This window comes from Candidatus Methylacidiphilales bacterium (genome assembly GCA_033875315.1).
Classification (GTDB): Bacteria; Verrucomicrobiota; Verrucomicrobiia; order Methylacidiphilales; family CAZTYG01; genus JANRJG01.
The window spans coordinates 73,328-90,073 of sequence record JANRJG010000024.1; the positions used below are offsets into that span (position 1 = coordinate 73,328).

Consider the following 16,746-nt stretch of genomic DNA (forward strand, 5'->3'; position numbering starts at 1 on the left):
TATTCCAGAAACGGCGGCTTATTTTTTAGCACCAGCGACGACAAGGGGACGACCCATGAAGTCGGTGCGGTGGTTCTTGGCCGAGGCTTCCTTGGCCGACTCGATGGTGTTCATCTCGACGAAGCCGAAGCCTTTGGAGCGTCCCGACTTGTCGCGCACGATCTCGACGTTCTTGACCGTTCCCACTTTGGAGAAGAGGTCGAAGAGATCGCTCTCGGAGGCGTCGTAGGACAGGTTGCCGATGTAGAGCTTCTCGTTGCTCACTTCGGGATTGGCTTCGGCCAGGGCGGCGGCGGTGGAACCGGAGACACGGGAGGTGGCTTCATCGGTGCCTGCGGCGCTGTGGCCGTTGGTGCGGGCACGGTCGGGGCGGTCCGGACGGGGACGGCGTTCACCGGTGGCGTGGCCGTTGGCTGGGGCAGTCTTCTTGTCGCCGCCGAAGAGCTTGGCGAAGAAGGCCAGGATGGGGTTCTTTTTCTTACGGGGGGCTTCGCTGCGGGGACCGCGGGGGCCGCGGTCGTAACGTCCACCGCGACGGGGTCCGCCGCGACGGGGTCCGCGGGGGCCGCGGGATCGGTTGTGTTCTTCCATGATGTGGTTGGAGACCAGGGATCCGGGGGTGGCTTTGTCGGCGTTGGGGAACGATAACCGCAAAAGTTCGCGGTCAGGGGTCGGAATCGTCAGGAACGGTCCACTCCAGGGGCCAACGGGCAAAAATCCTCAAACGGAATCATTTTTTCGAATATCCAATGCTAGTTGTTCTGGCTGAGAAACTTGGTTATGCGATGCACCCGTCATTCCGGATGGCCATCGTGTTTCGCCAGGGATGGTTCGATCTGGTCTCGAACTCCTTTCTCGGGTTTTACTTATAGATAAATGCAGAAAAAAGGCAACGGCAATCGCCAACCGGCCGGGAAAGCCAGATTCTCCCCCTTGCCCCTGCGCTCGGTCAGGATCGATCCAGGAATGGCGGGATGGAACAGCCCAAGTGGTCGCCAATGGCCCGGAGCAATTCCCCCTCGTCCGCATTCCAATTTCCATCGGCCATGACGGTGCGGGCACAGGCCTCGACCACCACCCGGCGGTCGGACTCGGGGAGGTCGATCAACCGCTCCATGGCCTGATCGGCTTCGGAAAGGCCGCAATGTTCCGCCTGCGGCAGGGGCGATTGGCCGGGGGCCGCCCCGTAAACCGCCGTGCCGGCTGCAAACGCCGCCGCGGCATCCCCATTTTGATAGGCCAACGCCGCCAACAGGGTCTGGATATCCGGCCAGGCGGCTTCCAGCGTCCGGGGCTCGCGCGCCGGGACCCCTTCCTTCACCTGAATCATTCCGGGAAACAAAGGGTCCAGGCGGCGTTTGACCAATTTCAAGAGCGCATACTCCAGCAAACCGATCTCGCCATCTTCCTCAATCAGCACTTCGAGGGTGAGCCGGAATTCACGGTAGGCGGCGGGAGACAAGAGGCGCAGGGTCGGCTGGGCCAGATCGACCAAAGGCAGCAGGACCCTCCGGTCCAATCGCCGGAGCGGTCCGCGCAGGAGCAGGGCTTCCTGTCGCAAGAGCGGTTCCGACATCCGTTGCAAGCTGGCCAGTTGCCGCGCCTCCACTTCGGGGTCGTGGCTCAAGAGCAGGGCAAAGACCAACGCACGGGCCCCGTAGGGTTCCCGCACCGCCTCGCTCAAGATTCCGGGAAGGTTGGCCAGCAGGTCCGCCGCATAGGCCAGGTGTTCGGCTCCGGCCTCCGGCCAGGCGCTGTCCCGGACCACCGGTTCCACGGTCGTTCCCGGGGCCAGGGCCGCCACGCCAAGTGAGTCGGCCAAGCCTGCTCCCGTTCCCGAGTACGGGGCAGAGGAAGTAGAAGCACCCCCGGGCCGCACGGCCCGGCTTTCCAGATGCGCCTCCTCCAACAATTGCGGGGCGACGCGGCGGATGCGTTCCTCCAACGGCGGGTGAGTGGCCCCGATGTCCAACCAGCGGGCCGTCACGCTGTCGCTGAAAAAGAAATGACCCGCCTCGACCGCATGGCTGGAGCGCAGGCGGTTGTTCCTTCCCAAACCGGCGATCTTGAGCAGGGCCCCGCCGATGCCCTCCGGATTACGGGTGAACTGGACCGCGGAGGCATCGGCCAGGAATTCCCTTTGACGGGAGACGGCGGCCTGGATGAGGGAGGCGAAGAAATGACCGATCGACCCGATCAACATCAGGCCGAGCCCGGCGCCCACGACGACCAGGAGAAGCGCACCACCGCCCTTGTCTTTCCGTCCACTGGAGAAGCGGGCATAGCGCAGCGATTCCAGCAGGGTCCGGCCGATCACGGCCAGGAAGAGAATACCCGCGGTCAGACAGGTCAGGCGGACATTCAAGCGCATGTCCCCATTGAGGATGTGGCTGAATTCGTGCGCCACCACCCCTTGCAACTCATCCCGCGTCAACCGCTCGATCGTCCCCCGGGTCACGCCGATGACGGCGTCGGACGGGACGTTTCCGGCGGCAAAGGCGTTGATCCCCTCCTCGTCGTCGAGCACATAGACCGCGGGCACAGGCAGGCCGGCGGCGATGGCCATTTCCTCGACCACGTTGAGCAGCCGTCGCTTGTCGGGGTCGGAGGTGCCGGGCGGGACCGGGCGTCCGCCCAGGAGGGTGGCCACCGTGGCGCCGCCTCCGGCCAATTGCAGGGTCTTCCACCCGCTGCCCACGGCCACCAGGATCAAGGTTGCCCCGGTCACGGCGACAAACAATCCCGGATCAAACCACCCCTGCCCAGGGAAGGGCGCACTCAATCCGGTGGTGAATCCCTCCCGCTCACGCAAAAGGGTCGGGCTCCGCTTCTCGTGCTCGATCATGCCCAACACCATCACCACCAGGACATAGGTGGCGAGGATGGTCCCGGCCAGGGCGAGGACGTAATAAGCCAGCCACTGGCGGGTCAGGAGCCTGGCGCGGTCCTGGTGGGCGAAGAAATCCATCGCGGGTCGGTCGGGTGCGGCCCCGTTCAGCGGGCCCAGGTGGTCAGATGATCAGATGGTCGGGAGGTTGGGAGCGCAGCGGATCAGGTGAAGCTGACTTTGGGGGCCTCGCGCTCGGCTGGATTGGCCACCTCGAAGAGCTGCGCCGCCTGAAAGCCGAAAAAGTTCGCCAACAAGTTGTTGGGGAACGTTTCACGGGCGGTGTTGTAGGAAAGCACGGAGTCGTTGTAGGCCTGGCGGGCGAAGGCCACTTTGTTCTCGGTCGAGGTCAGTTCCTCGGTCAACTGCATCATGTTCTGGTTGGCCTTGAGGTCGGGATAGGATTCCACCACGGCCAGCAGCCGTCCGAGGGCCCCCTGGAGGTTCCCCTCGGCGGAGGCCACGCCCTGGATGGCGGCGGCGTCCGAGGGGTCGGAGGAGGCCTTCTGGTTGGCACTGACCGCGCTCGCGCGGGCGGCGATGACCGCTTCGAGGGTTTCACGCTCGTGCTTGAGGTAACCTTTGGCGGTTTCCACCAAGTTGGGGATGAGGTCGTAGCGGCGCTTGAGCTGGACATCGATCTGGGCGTAGGCGTTCTTGGTCCGGTTGCGCAGGGTGACCAGGTGGTTGTAGATGCCGATGAATGAACCGGCCACAGCCAGCAACACCACCACCACGATCACTAAACCGATGAGAACGACCAATCCAAGCGCCATATCAGGAGGCTGTGCGAACGCGGGGAGCCGGGCAAGTGTTTTCCCCGCTCCGCAGGACTGTGAGCAGTGCATCGGAGGGATCGGTGTCCCGGCGGCTGGCTCCGGCAGGAACGGCGGCCAGGCCACCCCTCCCTTGCAGGAGCAGAAGCCGGTTGGCCCATTGGCGGCCGAGAACAGGATCGCGCAGGAGATTGTCCAACGCCCCGGCCAGCGTGTTCATTTCCGGAGTCCCCAACCGCTCCATGTCGGAAAACGGAAAAGGCTTCCAGCCCAATCCCGCCTGGGCCAGGAGAAAAAAATCCCCGGCTTCACGGACCGGATACAGTCCCGGCCCGCCACGGGCACGCCCTTCCAACCGCTCGAGGAGCGCGGCAATCCGGATTCCGGCTTTTGTGGGTTGGGTCACGGCTTGATTTTGGTCCGGTCCCGCCGCTTGTCCAGCGCCGGCCTGCGCTTTTTTGGGGCCGCCCGGTCCACAGAGGGACAGAGGTCACGCAGTTCACAGCCCGCACAGTCCGGATTCTGCGCCTTGCAGCGACGACGCCCATGCCAGATCAACAAGTGCGAGATCCGGGTCCAGTCCCCGCGCGGGATCAGGGGCATCAGGGCGAACTCCACCTTGACCGCATCCTGGTGCCGGGTCAGGCCGAAGCGGCGGGCCAGTCGTCCGACATGGGTGTCGACCACAATCCCCTCTTGGATGCCGAAGGCGTCGCCGAGAACCACATTGGCCGTTTTGCGTCCGACCCCGGGCAGCGCGTGGAGTGTTTCCAGATCGCAGGGCACATTCCCGCCGTGCTGGTCCACCAGCGCCCGGGCCGCACCGAGGATCGATTTGGCCTTGTTGCGGTAAAATCCGGTCGGCCGGATGATCGCTTCCAGCTCCTCCGTTTTTGCGGCGGCCATCGCTTCCGCCGTGGGGAACCGCCGGAACAATTCCGGGGTGGTCTTGTTGACCCGCACGTCGGTGCACTGCGCGGAAAGGATCGTCGCCACCAGCAACTCAAAGGGGTTGCGGTGCTCGAGTTCACAGTGCGCCCCGGGATAGAGGGCCTTCAAGCGGGCGAGCAGGGCGGCGGCACGGGCGGGGCGTTCCATGAACGCACCTTAACGCGGATGTGCGCCCCGCCAAGTCCCACCCATGATCAAGAAAACATCGCCAGCGCATGAAATTCCGTCATATGTGGAGACATGCCCGACCGCCCCCTCATCGACGTCGAACGCCAACTGGAATTCGACTTTCTCCGCACCACCGAAATGGCCGCCCTGGCCACCCTCCCCTGGCTCGGCAAGGGCCGCAAAGAAGATGCCGATGCCGCCGCCTGCGACGCCATGCGCGGGATGTTCGACCTGATGGACATCCGGGGCGAGGTGGTCATCGGCGAGGGCATCAAGGACGAGGCCCCGGGGATCTTCTACGGGGAGCGCCTCGGCTACGGCGGTCCGGAAAGCCCGCGCTTCGAGATCGCCGTCGACCCGGTCGACGGCACCACCAACGTCAGCAAGGGCATGTCCAATTCCCTCAGCTGCCTCGTGGCCGCCCAGATCGAGGGGGACTGCACCTCGTGCCTCCAGGCCATCCCGGCCTTCTACCTGCAAAAACTGGCCTATCCTCTCGCTGTCCGCCGTGCCTGGATGGACGATCCCTCCCTCCCCATCGATATCGACGCACCGATCGGCGAGGTCATCGATGTGACGGCCCGGATTCTGGGCAAAGACCCCCGCGACGTCGTGGTCTGCGTGCTCGACCGGCCGCGCAACGCCGCGTTGATCGAGGATATTCGCCGCAAGGGCGCGGCCCTGCGCATGATCGTCGACGGCGACATCGCTGCCGCCCTGGCCCCGGCCATGCAGTCCTCCCCCATCGACCTCTATGCCGGGATCGGCGGGGCGCCCGAGGGCGTGCTGGCGGCGGCGGCCCTGCGCTGCCTCGGGGGCGGCATGCGGGCCAAGATCTGGGTGCGTGATGAAGCCGAACGCCAATCGCTCATCCAGGCGGGTTGGGGCGACCGATTGGACAGGCAATTCATGTCGCGCGACCTGGCCATGGGCAAGAACATCATCTTCGCCGCCACCGGCATCACCCAGAGCCCGCTGGTCAAGGGCGTGGAAGTGACCGGGAACATCTGCGTGACCCATTCCGTGCTCATGCGCGCGCGCAGCGGAACCGTGCGGTTCATCGAGGCCCGCCACGATCTCTCGCGCAAGACCCTCCACCGCCGGTCCACCCGGGCGGAAGGAAAGATATAACGGGAATCCCGGCCAACCCTGGAATGAACCCTGCAACCCGCGGCGGAAAGCCCCCGCCGCGCCGCACCCTGCTGATGGCCCACGAAGCCCTGGGTGGAACACGCCACGGGGGTTACTTGGTCTCGGCGATGCGTCCGATTTGGGAAAGCTGGGGCTGCCGCATCCTCGATGTCGATTCGCCCCACCACTGGCCCGGGGCCGATGCCGTTTTTGTCCATGTCGACCTCACGTTCGTGCCCTCCGGCTACGCGAAAGAAGCCACGCGTTATGCCACAACCCTCAACGCCAGAGCGGACTCCATCGCCAAACGCACCTGCACCAGCGGCGTGATCCGTTCTGGAGACGGCTACGAGGGGCCGGTGATGGTGAAAACCAACCTCAATCATGCGGGTATTCCTGAAGTGCGCCAATGGAACCGGCAACATCCCCCCGCACGGTGGCCCCGGCTGACCAACCGTTGGCCTTTCCGGAAGAACGCCGCAGACCCTCCCCCACCCAGCCTCAGCAAGGAATCCTACACCGTTTTCGCCTCACCCCGGCTGGTCCCCCCGGGGATCTACGACAACCCCGAATGGGTCGTTCAACGCTTTTGCACAGAACGATACGGCGATGAATTCGTCCTTCGGGAGTATTACTTTCTTGGAGAAGCCGAGTGTCTCCGAACCGAAATCGGCAGGGAACCCATCTTCACCAGTGGTCGCTTGATCCACCATGCGGCCGGGCCGATCCACGGCGAATTGAGATCCCTGCGGCAGAAACTCGGATTGGACTACGGAAAAATCGACTACGTGATGGAAGACGGAAAACCTTTCATTTTTGATGTCAACAAAACCATCGGAGCGGACACCCCTCCCACGAAAGCCAGCAAGGAACTGGCGTCCTTGCTGGCCTGGGGCCTCTTTCCCAAGTGGGAGATGTTCCGCCACGGGGGAGCACCCTCCGCGAACGCCCGTTCCCAGGAAAGCTTCGAGGAATAGTCCTGCTCAGCGGATGCGGACCGGAAGCGCCGGATGTTTTCCGCGTATCGATCTGCCCCATTTCGTCCCGGATCCCGGGATAAGGCCCCCACTGTCCGTGTCCGATCATCCCCCGCGCGACTTGTGTTGGATCGTTTTCGGGCTATGGCTCTTCAGATGCCGCAGTTGCCCGAATCCTTCCACGCCGTGGTCATTGGCGGGGGACTCGGGGGATTGGCGGCGGCCCTGCGGCTGCGCGCCTCCGGGGCCCGGGTCACCCTGTTGGAAAAAAACGCCCAAACCGGCGGCAAGGCGGTGGAAATCCGCGCGGCCGGTTTTCGCTGGGACACCGGCCCCTCCCTCCTGACCATGCCCTGGGTGTTGGAGGACCTCTTCACCGCCGCCGGAGCCCGGTCGTCGGATCACCTCTCCCTTGAACGGATCAGTCCGGTCTGCCGCTACTTCTGGCCTGATGGAACGTCGATCGACGAAGATGAGGCCTTTTTCCAACGCCCGGAGGTGGCCCGGTTCCTCCATTACGCCCAGGGAATCTACGAGCTTTCCGGAGAAGCCTTTTTGACCCGTCCGCCGGAGGATCTGTGGAAGGCCTTCCATCCGGCTAACTGGCACAAACTGATCCACCTCCCCAAAGTCGCCACCTTCCAGTCTGTCAGCCAGACTGTGGACCGTTATTTCACCGATTCCCATCTGCGCCAGCTTTTCAAACGCTTCGCCACCTACAACGGCAGCAGCCCTTACGCCGCCCCGGCCACCTTCAATGTCATCCCCTATGTCGAAGCCACCTTCGGCGCCTGGTATGTCCGCGGCGGCATGGCCCGCATCGCCGAAGCCCTCACCCGTTTGGCCTGCGAGCGCGGGATCACTGTGCGAACCGCCACGGAAGTCCTCCGAATCGACGCCTCCGGCATTCACTTGCGCGGTGGCGAAATCCTCCAGGCCGACTGCACTGTGTTCAATGGCGATGTCATCCGGGCCCACCGCGACTGCATCCGCTTTCCCGGTCACGAGGCCGAGGCTGCCCGTCTGGCCAAACCGGCGCTTTCCCTCTCCGGCTTTGTCCTCCTCTTGGGCGTGGACCGCCGCTTCCCCCAACTCAGCCACCACAACATCTATTTCAGCCAGGACTACCGGACGGAATTCAACGACCTCTTCCAACGCCGGATTCCCCCTGGGGAACCCACGCTCTATCTCAGTGCCACCGCGCACAGTGATCCCGCCGATGCCCCGCCCGGTGGAGACAACCTCTTCATCCTGGCCAATTGTCCGGCGGACGACGGCACGGTCGACTGGTCCACAGGCAAGGAGTCCTATGCTGAAGAAATCATCCAAATGTTGGAGCGTCGGGGTTTGAGCGGCTTGCGTGGTTCGATCCGCCACCAAGAGGCCCTGAGCCCGGCGGACTTTGCCGCCCGCGACCTCAGTTCCGGCGGCGCACTCTATGGCTGGGCCTCGCACAGCCCGTTGACCGCCCTGCTCCGACCCCCGCTCCAATCCCGGCTGGATCCCTCGGTCTTTTTCGTTGGCGGCACCACCCACCCCGGGGGCGGCATCCCGCTGGTCCTGCTGAGCGCGCAAATGGCGGTGGAAAAGATCCTCCGCCGGTTTGGCGATGGAGGAAGCCGGCCATGATCAGCCGCATCCGACAATCACTTCACGGCCACTGGCACAACTTCCTCCGGCTTTCACCCGAGGACCGATTCTCGGAGGCCGTCTGGTGGATTTTCCTCATCTGGTCGACGGTGGGCCTGTTCATCATGGCCGCCGGGGTGACGGAGCAAACCGTGCTGGCGCTCGATCTGGGACCGACGCTCCAGCCGGCAGCCCTGGCCTGTCTGCACTGGGGGGATTTTTTGTTCCTGCTTTTTGGCGCCATCGTGGTGTGGACAACGGCGTCCGGGGTCCTGCCACGGCGCGACGCCTGGAAAGCGGTCTGGGTGGTGGCGGTGGGTTCGGGACTGGTCGAGACCATCGGCACCCTGACGGGTTTCCCATTCGGCTCCTACACCTACCTCGGACGGATGGGCCCGCAGATTGGTCCGTTGCCCCTGGCCATCCCGGCGGCCTGGTGGATGGTGGTGGCCGGATTCTACCTGACCTTCCGGCGTTTGCTGCCCCATGCCGGACGCCGAAGCCTTTGCCTGCTGACCGCTTCGGCGGCCACCGCATTCGACTGGGTGATGGAACCTTTTGCCTGGCAGGTGCGGGGCTACTGGCAATGGCACGACGGCCGGGTGCCGGCGGAAAACTACGCCGCCTGGTTCGTGCTCAGCTTTCTCCTGGCCCGTTTGGCCCCGCTGCACAGCCCGGTCGGCTGGAAGACCGACCTGCGTGCGGCAGGTGTACTTGCGCTGACTCTCATGCTCTTTGTCGTCGGCCGGCTGGCCGCAGCCTGAGAACCAGGGCAACAGGGATGGGTATCCCCGTCTACAAGACAGAGGCAGGAGGGGAAACAGGGCGGCCACTGGGTGAACCGGCCATGATCCTACCCCGGATAAACCCGGCCCTTCCAACGGATCTTCCCCGCGGCATGCCAGCGCCAGGAATTCAACGCGATGGCCAGCACCAACAACTGGGCCAGGGGGTGCCAGGCCACACCGGGGAGTGGTTGGCGGCAGCGCCAGGCAATCCAAAACCTCTGCAGCAGGACCAACAGCACCTGGCCCGCCGCCAGGGCCAAAGCCACCGGCCCGAGGCCGGACACACCGGCTGCGCCGCCCAGCAGGACCAGGAACGGCCACAGTCCCCATAAAAACTCCACCGCGTGAAACACAAGGAAGGCGGACGTCGAGGCCTCGAAGCCCGCGCGCAGATTCTTGGAAAACCCTTCCCAGAGCTGTGGATACGATTCATACATCCGGCAGGACACCATCCGGCTGCCATCCAGATTCCGCACCCGGCCACCCGAGGATTTCAATTCCCGCGCCAGGGCGACATCGTCGACCAAATGGCAACGCACGGCCCCGTGTCCACCAATCTTCTGATAGGCAGTCCTCCGGAAAAGCATGAACTGGCCGTTGGCCGCACCCAGGCTGCGGCGCCGCCCGGGCATCCAATGGGGCATGAAAACCAACAGGAGCACCAGCATGAAGGGGACCACCGCACGTTCGCTCCAAGTCCGGACGTCCTGGCGCGGCCAGAGTGAAACCAGATCCAGGCGTCCGAGCTCCACCTCCCCCATCGCCGACGCCAGTGAGCCTGTTTCGTGCCGGGTATCGGCGTCGGTGAAAAGCAGGAATTCACCGGCGGCCTGTTCCGCCAACTGGTGGCAGGCCCAGGCCTTTCCAGTCCAACCCGGCGGCAGCGCGGTTCCGGAAATACAGCGGATACGCGGTTCGCGGGCGCTGAAGGCGGCCACCACTTCCGCCGTGCCGTCATCGGACCGGTCGTCAAGCACGAGGATTTCCCACCTGGGCCAATCCTGGTGGAGCAGGGATTCCAGGCACGGCCCGATCCTCCCGGCCTCATTGCGGGCGGGCACGAGAATGGAGACCAGGGGGACCTCCGAGGAAGGGATGGCCCGGCTCCGCGGGCGGCGGAAACACAACAGATTGGCGGCGAGGTTGGAACCCAATCCCAGGGTGATGAGAAAACCGGCCAGGGCGAGGTAATCCAGGACGGACATGGTGAAAGGGCGGCTCAATTGACCGGCTTGAATTCGTGCCAGCGTCCACGCAGGAAATGGATGACCGCCTCCCAAACCTTGTTGACCGACCATCCCGGATTCATCAGAGGCTCAAAGCCTGACAAGTCACCGGAGCTTTCGCTTTCCCGAAGCTCATCGGCCAATTGCTGGAGACTCTGCTGGATCCATGCTTCGGAAACCTCCGCCGCGGTATGGGGCTCGCCCACCGCGATCAGGACCTCGGGACGTTGCTCACGGAAAAAGGCGTAGCGGAAGGCCACCGGAATCATCAGCGACTGGTTGCTGCGCTGGCCGATGAAGCCGGCCCCGGGACGGATTTCCACCGGGTCTTGGGAGCCGACCATTTTGCCCTGGGGAAAAATCCAGAGCATGGTGTCGGGACGCTTGAGAAGCTTGAGGCTGTAGAAAACCGCGCCGGCGGCCCGGAGGCTGTTGCCGGGGTCGACAGAAAAGGCCCCGAGTCGCGTGAAGAACCGGTAGTGGCGGAGCTGCTTCTCCTCCATCATGCAAAAAAACTGGCGCTCGGGCACAAACCGGGTGAGAAAGAAGATGATGAGCCCGTCCCACCAGTTGGTGTGGTTGGCAAAGGCAATGACCGAACGTCCCGCGGGCAGGCCACGCAGGTGGCCCATGCCACGGATCCGGATGGTATGAAAATGACGCCTCAGGCTCGGGCGGAGATAAGCCCGGTAGAACAATTCATCCAGCAGGGGTTCTTTTCTGGCCGCGATCATGGAAAAACAAAATACTAACCTCGTCCGGAAGGCGAGGTCATCATCAAAATGTGTTTATCACCGGAACCACACCCGCATGGCCAGCAGGCACTTGCGGGAGAGCGGGACATGGCGGCGCGCGGTAAAAACATCATAGTCCGCCTCTTCCACCGCATCGAGGATGCCGGCGTAGATGGTGCTCATCAACCAGACCGTGCGTTGCGAACCGTCGCGTGGCAGGGCACGGATGCCGGGTTCCGCGGAAGCGTAGGCCGCCCGGGCCCGCCCGGTCTGGAAACGCATGAACTCGCGCCACTCCGGCGTGACCTGCCCGCGGGCCAGGAATGCGCGGTCCAGCCCGAAACGTGCCAGTTCCTCCTTTGGCAGATAGACCCGCCCCAGACGCAGATCCTCCGCCACGTCCCGGAGGATGTTGGTCAGTTGCATGGCCTCGCCCAATTCCACCGCCCGGGGATCGTGGGTCCGGTCTTCCATGCCAAAAATCCGGGTCATCATCAGACCGACCACTCCGGCCACGTAATAGCAATAGGACTTGAGGGAGGGCCAGTCGGGCAACTCCACTTCCGCGCGGTCCAAACGCACCCCGTGCAGCAGGTCGCGGTAGAGATCCGCGGGAATCCCGCAGACTTCGGTCGTGTGCAAAAAAGCATCGACCCAGGGCAGGCGTCGGCGCTCCCCGGTGATGGTGCCGGATCCCGAGGCCACCCGCGCGACAAAATCCTCCAATTCCCGCACCGCTTCGTCCATGGCCGCGGGGGAATCAGCCCGGTCCACCCGGTCGTCCAGATACCGGCAAAAGGAATAGAGCGCGTAGGCGTGGCGCTTTTTATCGTGCGGCAAAGCCACCGAGGCAAAGTAAAAGCTTTTGGCGTGCAAGCGGGTCACATCGGCCGCGGCCCGGTAGGATCGGTCAACAATCAAGTCCATGCGGCCCCCATCAACGCCCCTTGCCATCCCCGCGGCAAGCGCAAAAACTTGCGCATCAAACCATCACCCGTGCCTGCTGACGGATGAGACGCAAAGCCGTGTGGATGCGGGCGGACTCGTTTTCGGTGAATACGCCCGAATCCACCTCCCCAGCGGCCTGTGTGAAGAGGTCTTCCGCCCGTTGCTTCATGACCTCCAGGGCACCGGATTTGAGAATGAGATCGCGCAGCTTGACCAGCGTCGATTCCGTCCGGCGGGCGGAATTGAGGCACAGTTGGAGGAAGGAGCGGTCCACCTCATCCAAACGGTCGTAGGCGCAACGCACCACCAGGGTTTTTTTGCCCTCCAACAGGTCGGTGCACGAACTCATCTCCAGCGGGTCGGCAAAGCGGCATTCGGAAAGATCGTTCTGGATCTGGAAAGCCAGACCGAGAGGATCCGTCACCGCACGGATGGCCGCCACTTTCGTTTCCTCCGCCCCGGCCAGGATGGCTCCGATGACGCAGGGGGCTTCAAAGGTGTAACGGGTGGTCTTGAGGTGGTACATCCGCTCGATTTCCCCGGCCGATAGCTGGGCGATGTCGCGCACACTGAAAAGGATGTCATAGATTTCACCCACCCCGGTGTCGACGGTGTATCCAAGAAACTTCTCCATGACCCGGGCGCGCACGAGGGGGTCGAAGCCGGACTGGTTCAGGACACGCAGGGCCATGGCGAACACAATATCACCCATGACCACGGCCACATTTTCACCCACCCGATCGCTGCCCTCGAAGGCACTGATGCGTTGCTCCACCAGCTTGTGGTAAGTCGGCAGGCCGCGCCGGGTGTCGGACCGGTCGATGACATCATCGTGCATGAGGATGAAGGTGTGGAGCAACTCCAGGGAAGCCGCCACACGCATCAAGCCGGGATGATCCGGGGGAAGATTGCCGCCAAAGGCACGGTAGCTGAGGAGGAACATCAGGGGGCGGACACGTTTGCCCTTGCGTCCGACGAACTCCGCCAGATCGAAATACAACGGCTCGAACCACTCACCGTAGTGGTAGGTGTCCTTCTGTTCCGTGAACAGGTCCTGCAATGTGGTCTCCAGGGCGGCCTGGGCTTTTTCCAATCCCTCGGTGGGCATGCGTGCAGCGTAAGGCGGGTCCGGTTAAATGCAAACGCCGATTCCCCTCTCCTTCAAATGACGTAGACGAGGGAATCTCCACCACGCTGCTTGGTCGTGACCACCACGGAATGCTCCTCATAATAGACCAGACTTTCAGGAGGCACGCTGTTCATGAGGAAGACGTTGCCGCCGATGGTGCTACCGGCACCGATGACGGTCTGGCCGCCCAAGATGGTGGCCCCCGGGTAGATGGTCACCCGGTCCTCGATGGTCGGATGACGTTTGGTTCCGCGGAGATCCTGGCCGCCGGAGGTCGACCGGGCCCCCAGGGTCACACCATGGTAAATTTTGACGTGGTTGCCGATGACACAGGTCTCTCCGACCACCACACCGGTGCCGTGGTCGATGAAAAAATGACTCCCGATGTCTGCACCCGGGTGGATATCGATGCCGGTGCGGGAGTGGGCCCACTCGGTCATCATGCGCGGGATCAGGCGGACGCCGAGCCCATGGAGTTCATGGGCCATCCTTTGAACGGAAATGGCCTCCAGGCCAGGATAGGCCAGGATGATCTCCTCCATGCTCCCGGCGGCGGGATCTCCGTTGAAGGCCGCCGCCACATCGGTGCTGAGCATTTCGCGCAATGCCGGCAGACGCTGCAAAAACGCGCAGGTGGTTTCCTCAGCCGATCGCCCGGCATGGACCGGTCCGGGCGGGTCGAATTCCAGACTCTTGGCAATTTCCAAACTGAGATCACGGCACACCAGCTCGATTTTGTTCCGGGTGACCTCCTCAACGGTCTGGCCACAGACCAGGTCATTGTTGAAAAAACCAGGAAAAAGCAGGCGGAGCAACAGGCGGGTGATCTCGGCGATGACCTGCTTCGAGGGCAGGTTGACCCCGTCGATATGGTTGATACCGCCGATGGCCGCATAGGAATCCAGCATGCGGGCGACGAGCGGGTCGGTCTTTACAGGCATCCGGCCAAACTATCGTGGTCCGGCCATCGGCGCAAGACCGCCCGGCATTCCGCAAATCAGGATGGCCTTCAACCGGCGAGCCATTCTCACAGCGTTCCCGCACCGCGCGATAAGCAGGCTAAAGTTCGATCTGGATGCCGAGTTCGATGACCTGGCCGGGAGGGAGGTCGAAGTAGCCGACCGCCGGGCGGGTGGTGCGGGCGATGAAATTGAAGAGTTTTTTGCCCCAGACCGACATGCCCGGTTTGGGGGTGATGCGCAGGACCTCGCGGCTTTGATAGAAGCTGATGCCCGTGCGCTGGCCCGGGGAGAGGTCCAGGGCCGCGGTCAGATCGTCCATGACCCGGGGTTCCTCGGCGAAGCCGTAGTGGAGCACCACGCGGTGGAAAGAAGGGGCCAATTCCTCGACCCGGGCGCGGCCCGAGGCAAAGACCCGGGGTTCCTCGGCGAACTGCACGGTCAGAAGAATCACACGTTCATGCAATGCCTTGTTGTGTTTGAGGTGGTGGACCAGCACGGGCGGCACCTGCTGGGATATCGAGGACATGAAGACCCCGGTGCCGGGAACGCGGAGAATCCGTCCGTCGGCAATTTCCTTGAGCAGAAGCTCGATCGGAAAGAGGTTTTCCCGGATGCGCCGCCCGAGGTATTCGCGGCCCTGCTGCCAGGTGAGCATGACGGTCAGCAGCAGGATGGTGGTGGCCAGTGGTATCCAGGCCCCGTCGTGCATCTTGAGCAGGCAACTGCTGGCAAAGGGCAGCTCGAAGGCCAGGAATAGAGCGGTCAAGGCCGCCACCCCGGCCGGATGCCACTTCCACAATTTCCACATGACCAAAGCGAAAAGCAGCGTGCTGATGACCATCCCGAACGTGACGGAGAGCCCGTAGGCCGCCGCCAGATTGCTGGAACTGCGGAAAGCCAGAACCAGGCCGATGCAGGAAAGCATCAGGATAAAATTGACTCCGGGCATATAAATCTGGCCCCGCACCCGGTCCGAGGTGTGCAACACCCGCAGGCGCGGCAGCACCCCAAGCTGGACAGCCTGTTGGGTCAACGAAAACACCCCGGTGATCATCGCCTGGGAGGCAATGACCGTGGCCAGAGTGGCCAGCAACACCATGGGTACCAGGGCGAACTGCGGAACCATGCGGTAAAAGGGATGCTCCACCGCAGATGGGTCGCGCATGATCAACGCCCCCTGACCGAGGTAGTTCATCAACAGGGACGGATAAACGAGGCTGAACCAGGCCGCCTGGAGCGGCTTCCGGCCGAAGTGCCCGATGTCCGCGTACAGCGCCTCACCCCCCGTTACGCACAATAAAACGGCGCCAAGGACCATCAGCGAAACGGTTCCCTGGGTGAAAAGGAAGTGCACGGCATGCCAGGGATTGAGGGCCCGGAAAATGCCGGGCTCCTGGATGACCTGAATCCACCCGAGGATGGCCAGGGTCACGAACCAACCGACCATGATGGGGCCAAAAATGAACCCGATCCTGGCCGATCCGTGGTTCTGGATGAAAAACAAAAGGAACAGGATCCCCACGGCAAGCGGGACAATCCAAGGCTCGAAGACCGGGCTGACTAGCTTCAGACCCTCGACCGCCGCCAGGACCGAGATGGCAGGGGTGATCATCCCGTCCCCATACAGCAGGGCAGCCCCCACCAAGGCCATCAGCCCGACCGCCCACAACAACCGGGGATGCAGTCGGTCACGGATTCCCGAAAGCAGAGAACTGAGCGCGAATACGCCTCCCTCACCCTGGTTGTCCGCCCGGCAAAGCAGCAACGTGTACTTGACCGAAACGATGACCGTCAGGGACCAGAAGATCAGTGAAAGCACCCCGAGGACGTTGGCGTGGGTGGCCGGAACATGATGGAGGCCGAAACACTCCCGGATGGTGTAAAGGGGGCTGGTGCCGATGTCGCCGAAAACGACCCCGGTGGAAGCCAAGGCCACGGCCCAAAGTCTGTTTTCGCGGGTGCTCAAGCGGCCAGGCGGCTGGAACGGCGGGCCGCATTTCGGTCACGGTCATTCATGGAAGTCGAGTCGATGCTGCACGGGCGGCAAGACCCGTAAAGCACGATTTCGTGCGCCTCGACCCGGAATCCCTCCGGAACGAGCGACCGCCATCCCGGGAGGCAGCCCTCCAGCTCGAACACGACCCCGCACGAGCGGCAAACAAAATGGTGGTGGTGTTGTTTGCCCGCCGGTTCATAACGTGGCGGCTCTCCGGGCAGTTCGACCACGGCGAGAACCCCGTCGGTCACCAGATCCCGGACCGCGCGGTAAACGGTGGCCTGGCTGAGCGAGGGCAGGTGCCTCTGCCCGCGTTGAAGAATGTCCCCAACCAGCAAAGGGGCCGGGTGTTCCTGAAAGACCCTACGGATGGCCTGGCGTTGGCGGGTTTCGCGCTTCACCTCCCCATCCTAGGTCGCAGGGCGCGGCGGTTCAACCCCACAA

General features: G+C 63.4%; 16 protein-coding genes. 4 read left to right on the forward strand and 12 right to left on the reverse strand.

What is annotated here, in order from left to right; all coding sequences use genetic code 11:
* Positions 1-18: 18 nt before the first annotated feature.
* The 5 genes from SFU85_07645 to nth all read right to left on the reverse strand — a co-directional run bounded on the left by SFU85_07645 (position 19) and on the right by nth (position 4,761).
* Entirely contained in the window at positions 19-654 is a 636-nt protein-coding gene (locus SFU85_07645) for an RNA-binding protein (protein ID MDX6766647.1), read from the reverse strand.
* A 295-nt stretch (positions 655-949) separates the two neighbouring features.
* On the reverse strand, positions 950-2,968 hold the full coding sequence (locus SFU85_07650) for a M48 family metallopeptidase (protein ID MDX6766648.1): 2,019 nt from the start codon (positions 2,966-2,968) through the stop codon (positions 950-952).
* Positions 2,969-3,051: 83 nt separating this feature from the next.
* Complete coding sequence (locus SFU85_07655; protein MDX6766649.1) at positions 3,052-3,663, reverse strand: LemA family protein; 612 nt, start codon at positions 3,661-3,663, stop codon at positions 3,052-3,054.
* A 1-nt stretch (position 3,664) separates the two neighbouring features.
* Positions 3,665-4,069, reverse strand: a complete 405-nt coding sequence (locus SFU85_07660) for a hypothetical protein (protein ID MDX6766650.1) — start codon at positions 4,067-4,069, stop codon at positions 3,665-3,667.
* Complete coding sequence (nth, locus tag SFU85_07665) at positions 4,066-4,761, reverse strand: endonuclease III (protein ID MDX6766651.1); 696 nt, start codon at positions 4,759-4,761, stop codon at positions 4,066-4,068. The genes SFU85_07660 and nth overlap by 4 nt, the downstream gene beginning before the upstream one ends.
* Before the next feature lie 93 nt (positions 4,762-4,854).
* Between nth and glpX the strand changes: the two genes are divergently transcribed.
* The 4 genes from glpX to SFU85_07685 all read left to right on the forward strand — a co-directional run bounded on the left by glpX (position 4,855) and on the right by SFU85_07685 (position 9,283).
* Complete coding sequence (gene glpX / locus SFU85_07670; GenBank protein MDX6766652.1) at positions 4,855-5,913, forward strand: class II fructose-bisphosphatase; 1,059 nt, start codon at positions 4,855-4,857, stop codon at positions 5,911-5,913.
* Between the two features lie 23 nt (positions 5,914-5,936).
* The gene (locus SFU85_07675) at positions 5,937-6,890 is read left to right on the forward strand and encodes a hypothetical protein (GenBank protein MDX6766653.1); all 954 of its coding nucleotides are present in this window, start codon (positions 5,937-5,939) and stop codon (positions 6,888-6,890) included.
* Between the two features lie 156 nt (positions 6,891-7,046).
* Positions 7,047-8,519, forward strand: coding sequence for a phytoene desaturase family protein (crtI, locus tag SFU85_07680; protein ID MDX6766654.1), 1,473 nt, complete (start codon positions 7,047-7,049; stop codon positions 8,517-8,519).
* Complete coding sequence (locus SFU85_07685; GenBank protein MDX6766655.1) at positions 8,516-9,283, forward strand: carotenoid biosynthesis protein; 768 nt, start codon at positions 8,516-8,518, stop codon at positions 9,281-9,283. Before crtI ends, SFU85_07685 begins: the two co-directional genes overlap by 4 nt.
* Positions 9,284-9,372: 89 nt before the next feature.
* Here SFU85_07685 and SFU85_07690 read toward each other — a convergent pair whose 3' ends face one another.
* From SFU85_07690 to SFU85_07720, 7 genes are all read right to left on the reverse strand, one after another.
* Complete coding sequence (locus tag SFU85_07690) at positions 9,373-10,530, reverse strand: glycosyltransferase family 2 protein (GenBank protein ID MDX6766656.1); 1,158 nt, start codon at positions 10,528-10,530, stop codon at positions 9,373-9,375.
* Complete coding sequence (locus tag SFU85_07695) at positions 10,527-11,267, reverse strand: lysophospholipid acyltransferase family protein (protein MDX6766657.1); 741 nt, start codon at positions 11,265-11,267, stop codon at positions 10,527-10,529. Before SFU85_07695 ends, SFU85_07690 begins: the two co-directional genes overlap by 4 nt.
* Positions 11,268-11,324: 57 nt before the next feature.
* Positions 11,325-12,194, reverse strand: coding sequence for a phytoene/squalene synthase family protein (locus SFU85_07700; GenBank protein ID MDX6766658.1), 870 nt, complete (start codon positions 12,192-12,194; stop codon positions 11,325-11,327).
* 55 nt (positions 12,195-12,249) lie between these two features.
* Entirely contained in the window at positions 12,250-13,323 is a 1,074-nt protein-coding gene (locus SFU85_07705; GenBank protein ID MDX6766659.1) for a polyprenyl synthetase family protein, read from the reverse strand.
* Positions 13,324-13,376: 53 nt separating this feature from the next.
* Complete coding sequence (locus SFU85_07710; GenBank protein MDX6766660.1) at positions 13,377-14,285, reverse strand: serine O-acetyltransferase; 909 nt, start codon at positions 14,283-14,285, stop codon at positions 13,377-13,379.
* A gap of 118 nt (positions 14,286-14,403) precedes the next feature.
* A complete protein-coding gene (locus SFU85_07715) occupies positions 14,404-16,272 on the reverse strand; it encodes a KUP/HAK/KT family potassium transporter (protein ID MDX6766661.1) in 1,869 nt (622 codons plus the stop codon).
* Positions 16,269-16,703: a transcriptional repressor gene (locus SFU85_07720; protein ID MDX6766662.1), complete on the reverse strand. Its 435-nt coding sequence runs from the start codon at positions 16,701-16,703 to the stop codon at positions 16,269-16,271. Before SFU85_07720 ends, SFU85_07715 begins: the two co-directional genes overlap by 4 nt.
* Positions 16,704-16,746 lie beyond the last annotated feature (43 nt).

Coding starts and splice junctions, on each gene's coding strand:
- SFU85_07650 (MDX6766648.1), bottom strand. CDS start 2,968: ATGGATTTCTTCGCCCACCAGGACCGCGCCAGGCTCCTGACCCGCCAG.
- SFU85_07655 (MDX6766649.1), bottom strand. CDS start 3,663: ATGGCGCTTGGATTGGTCGTTCTCATCGGTTTAGTGATCGTGGTGGTG.
- nth (MDX6766651.1), bottom strand. CDS start 4,761: ATGGAACGCCCCGCCCGTGCCGCCGCCCTGCTCGCCCGCTTGAAGGCC.
- glpX (MDX6766652.1), top strand. CDS start 4,855: ATGCCCGACCGCCCCCTCATCGACGTCGAACGCCAACTGGAATTCGAC.
- SFU85_07675 (MDX6766653.1), top strand. CDS start 5,937: ATGAACCCTGCAACCCGCGGCGGAAAGCCCCCGCCGCGCCGCACCCTG.
- crtI (MDX6766654.1), top strand. CDS start 7,047: ATGCCGCAGTTGCCCGAATCCTTCCACGCCGTGGTCATTGGCGGGGGA.
- SFU85_07685 (MDX6766655.1), top strand. CDS start 8,516: ATGATCAGCCGCATCCGACAATCACTTCACGGCCACTGGCACAACTTC.
- SFU85_07695 (MDX6766657.1), bottom strand. CDS start 11,267: ATGATCGCGGCCAGAAAAGAACCCCTGCTGGATGAATTGTTCTACCGG.
- SFU85_07700 (MDX6766658.1), bottom strand. CDS start 12,194: ATGGACTTGATTGTTGACCGATCCTACCGGGCCGCGGCCGATGTGACC.
- SFU85_07705 (MDX6766659.1), bottom strand. CDS start 13,323: ATGCCCACCGAGGGATTGGAAAAAGCCCAGGCCGCCCTGGAGACCACA.
- SFU85_07710 (MDX6766660.1), bottom strand. CDS start 14,285: ATGCCTGTAAAGACCGACCCGCTCGTCGCCCGCATGCTGGATTCCTAT.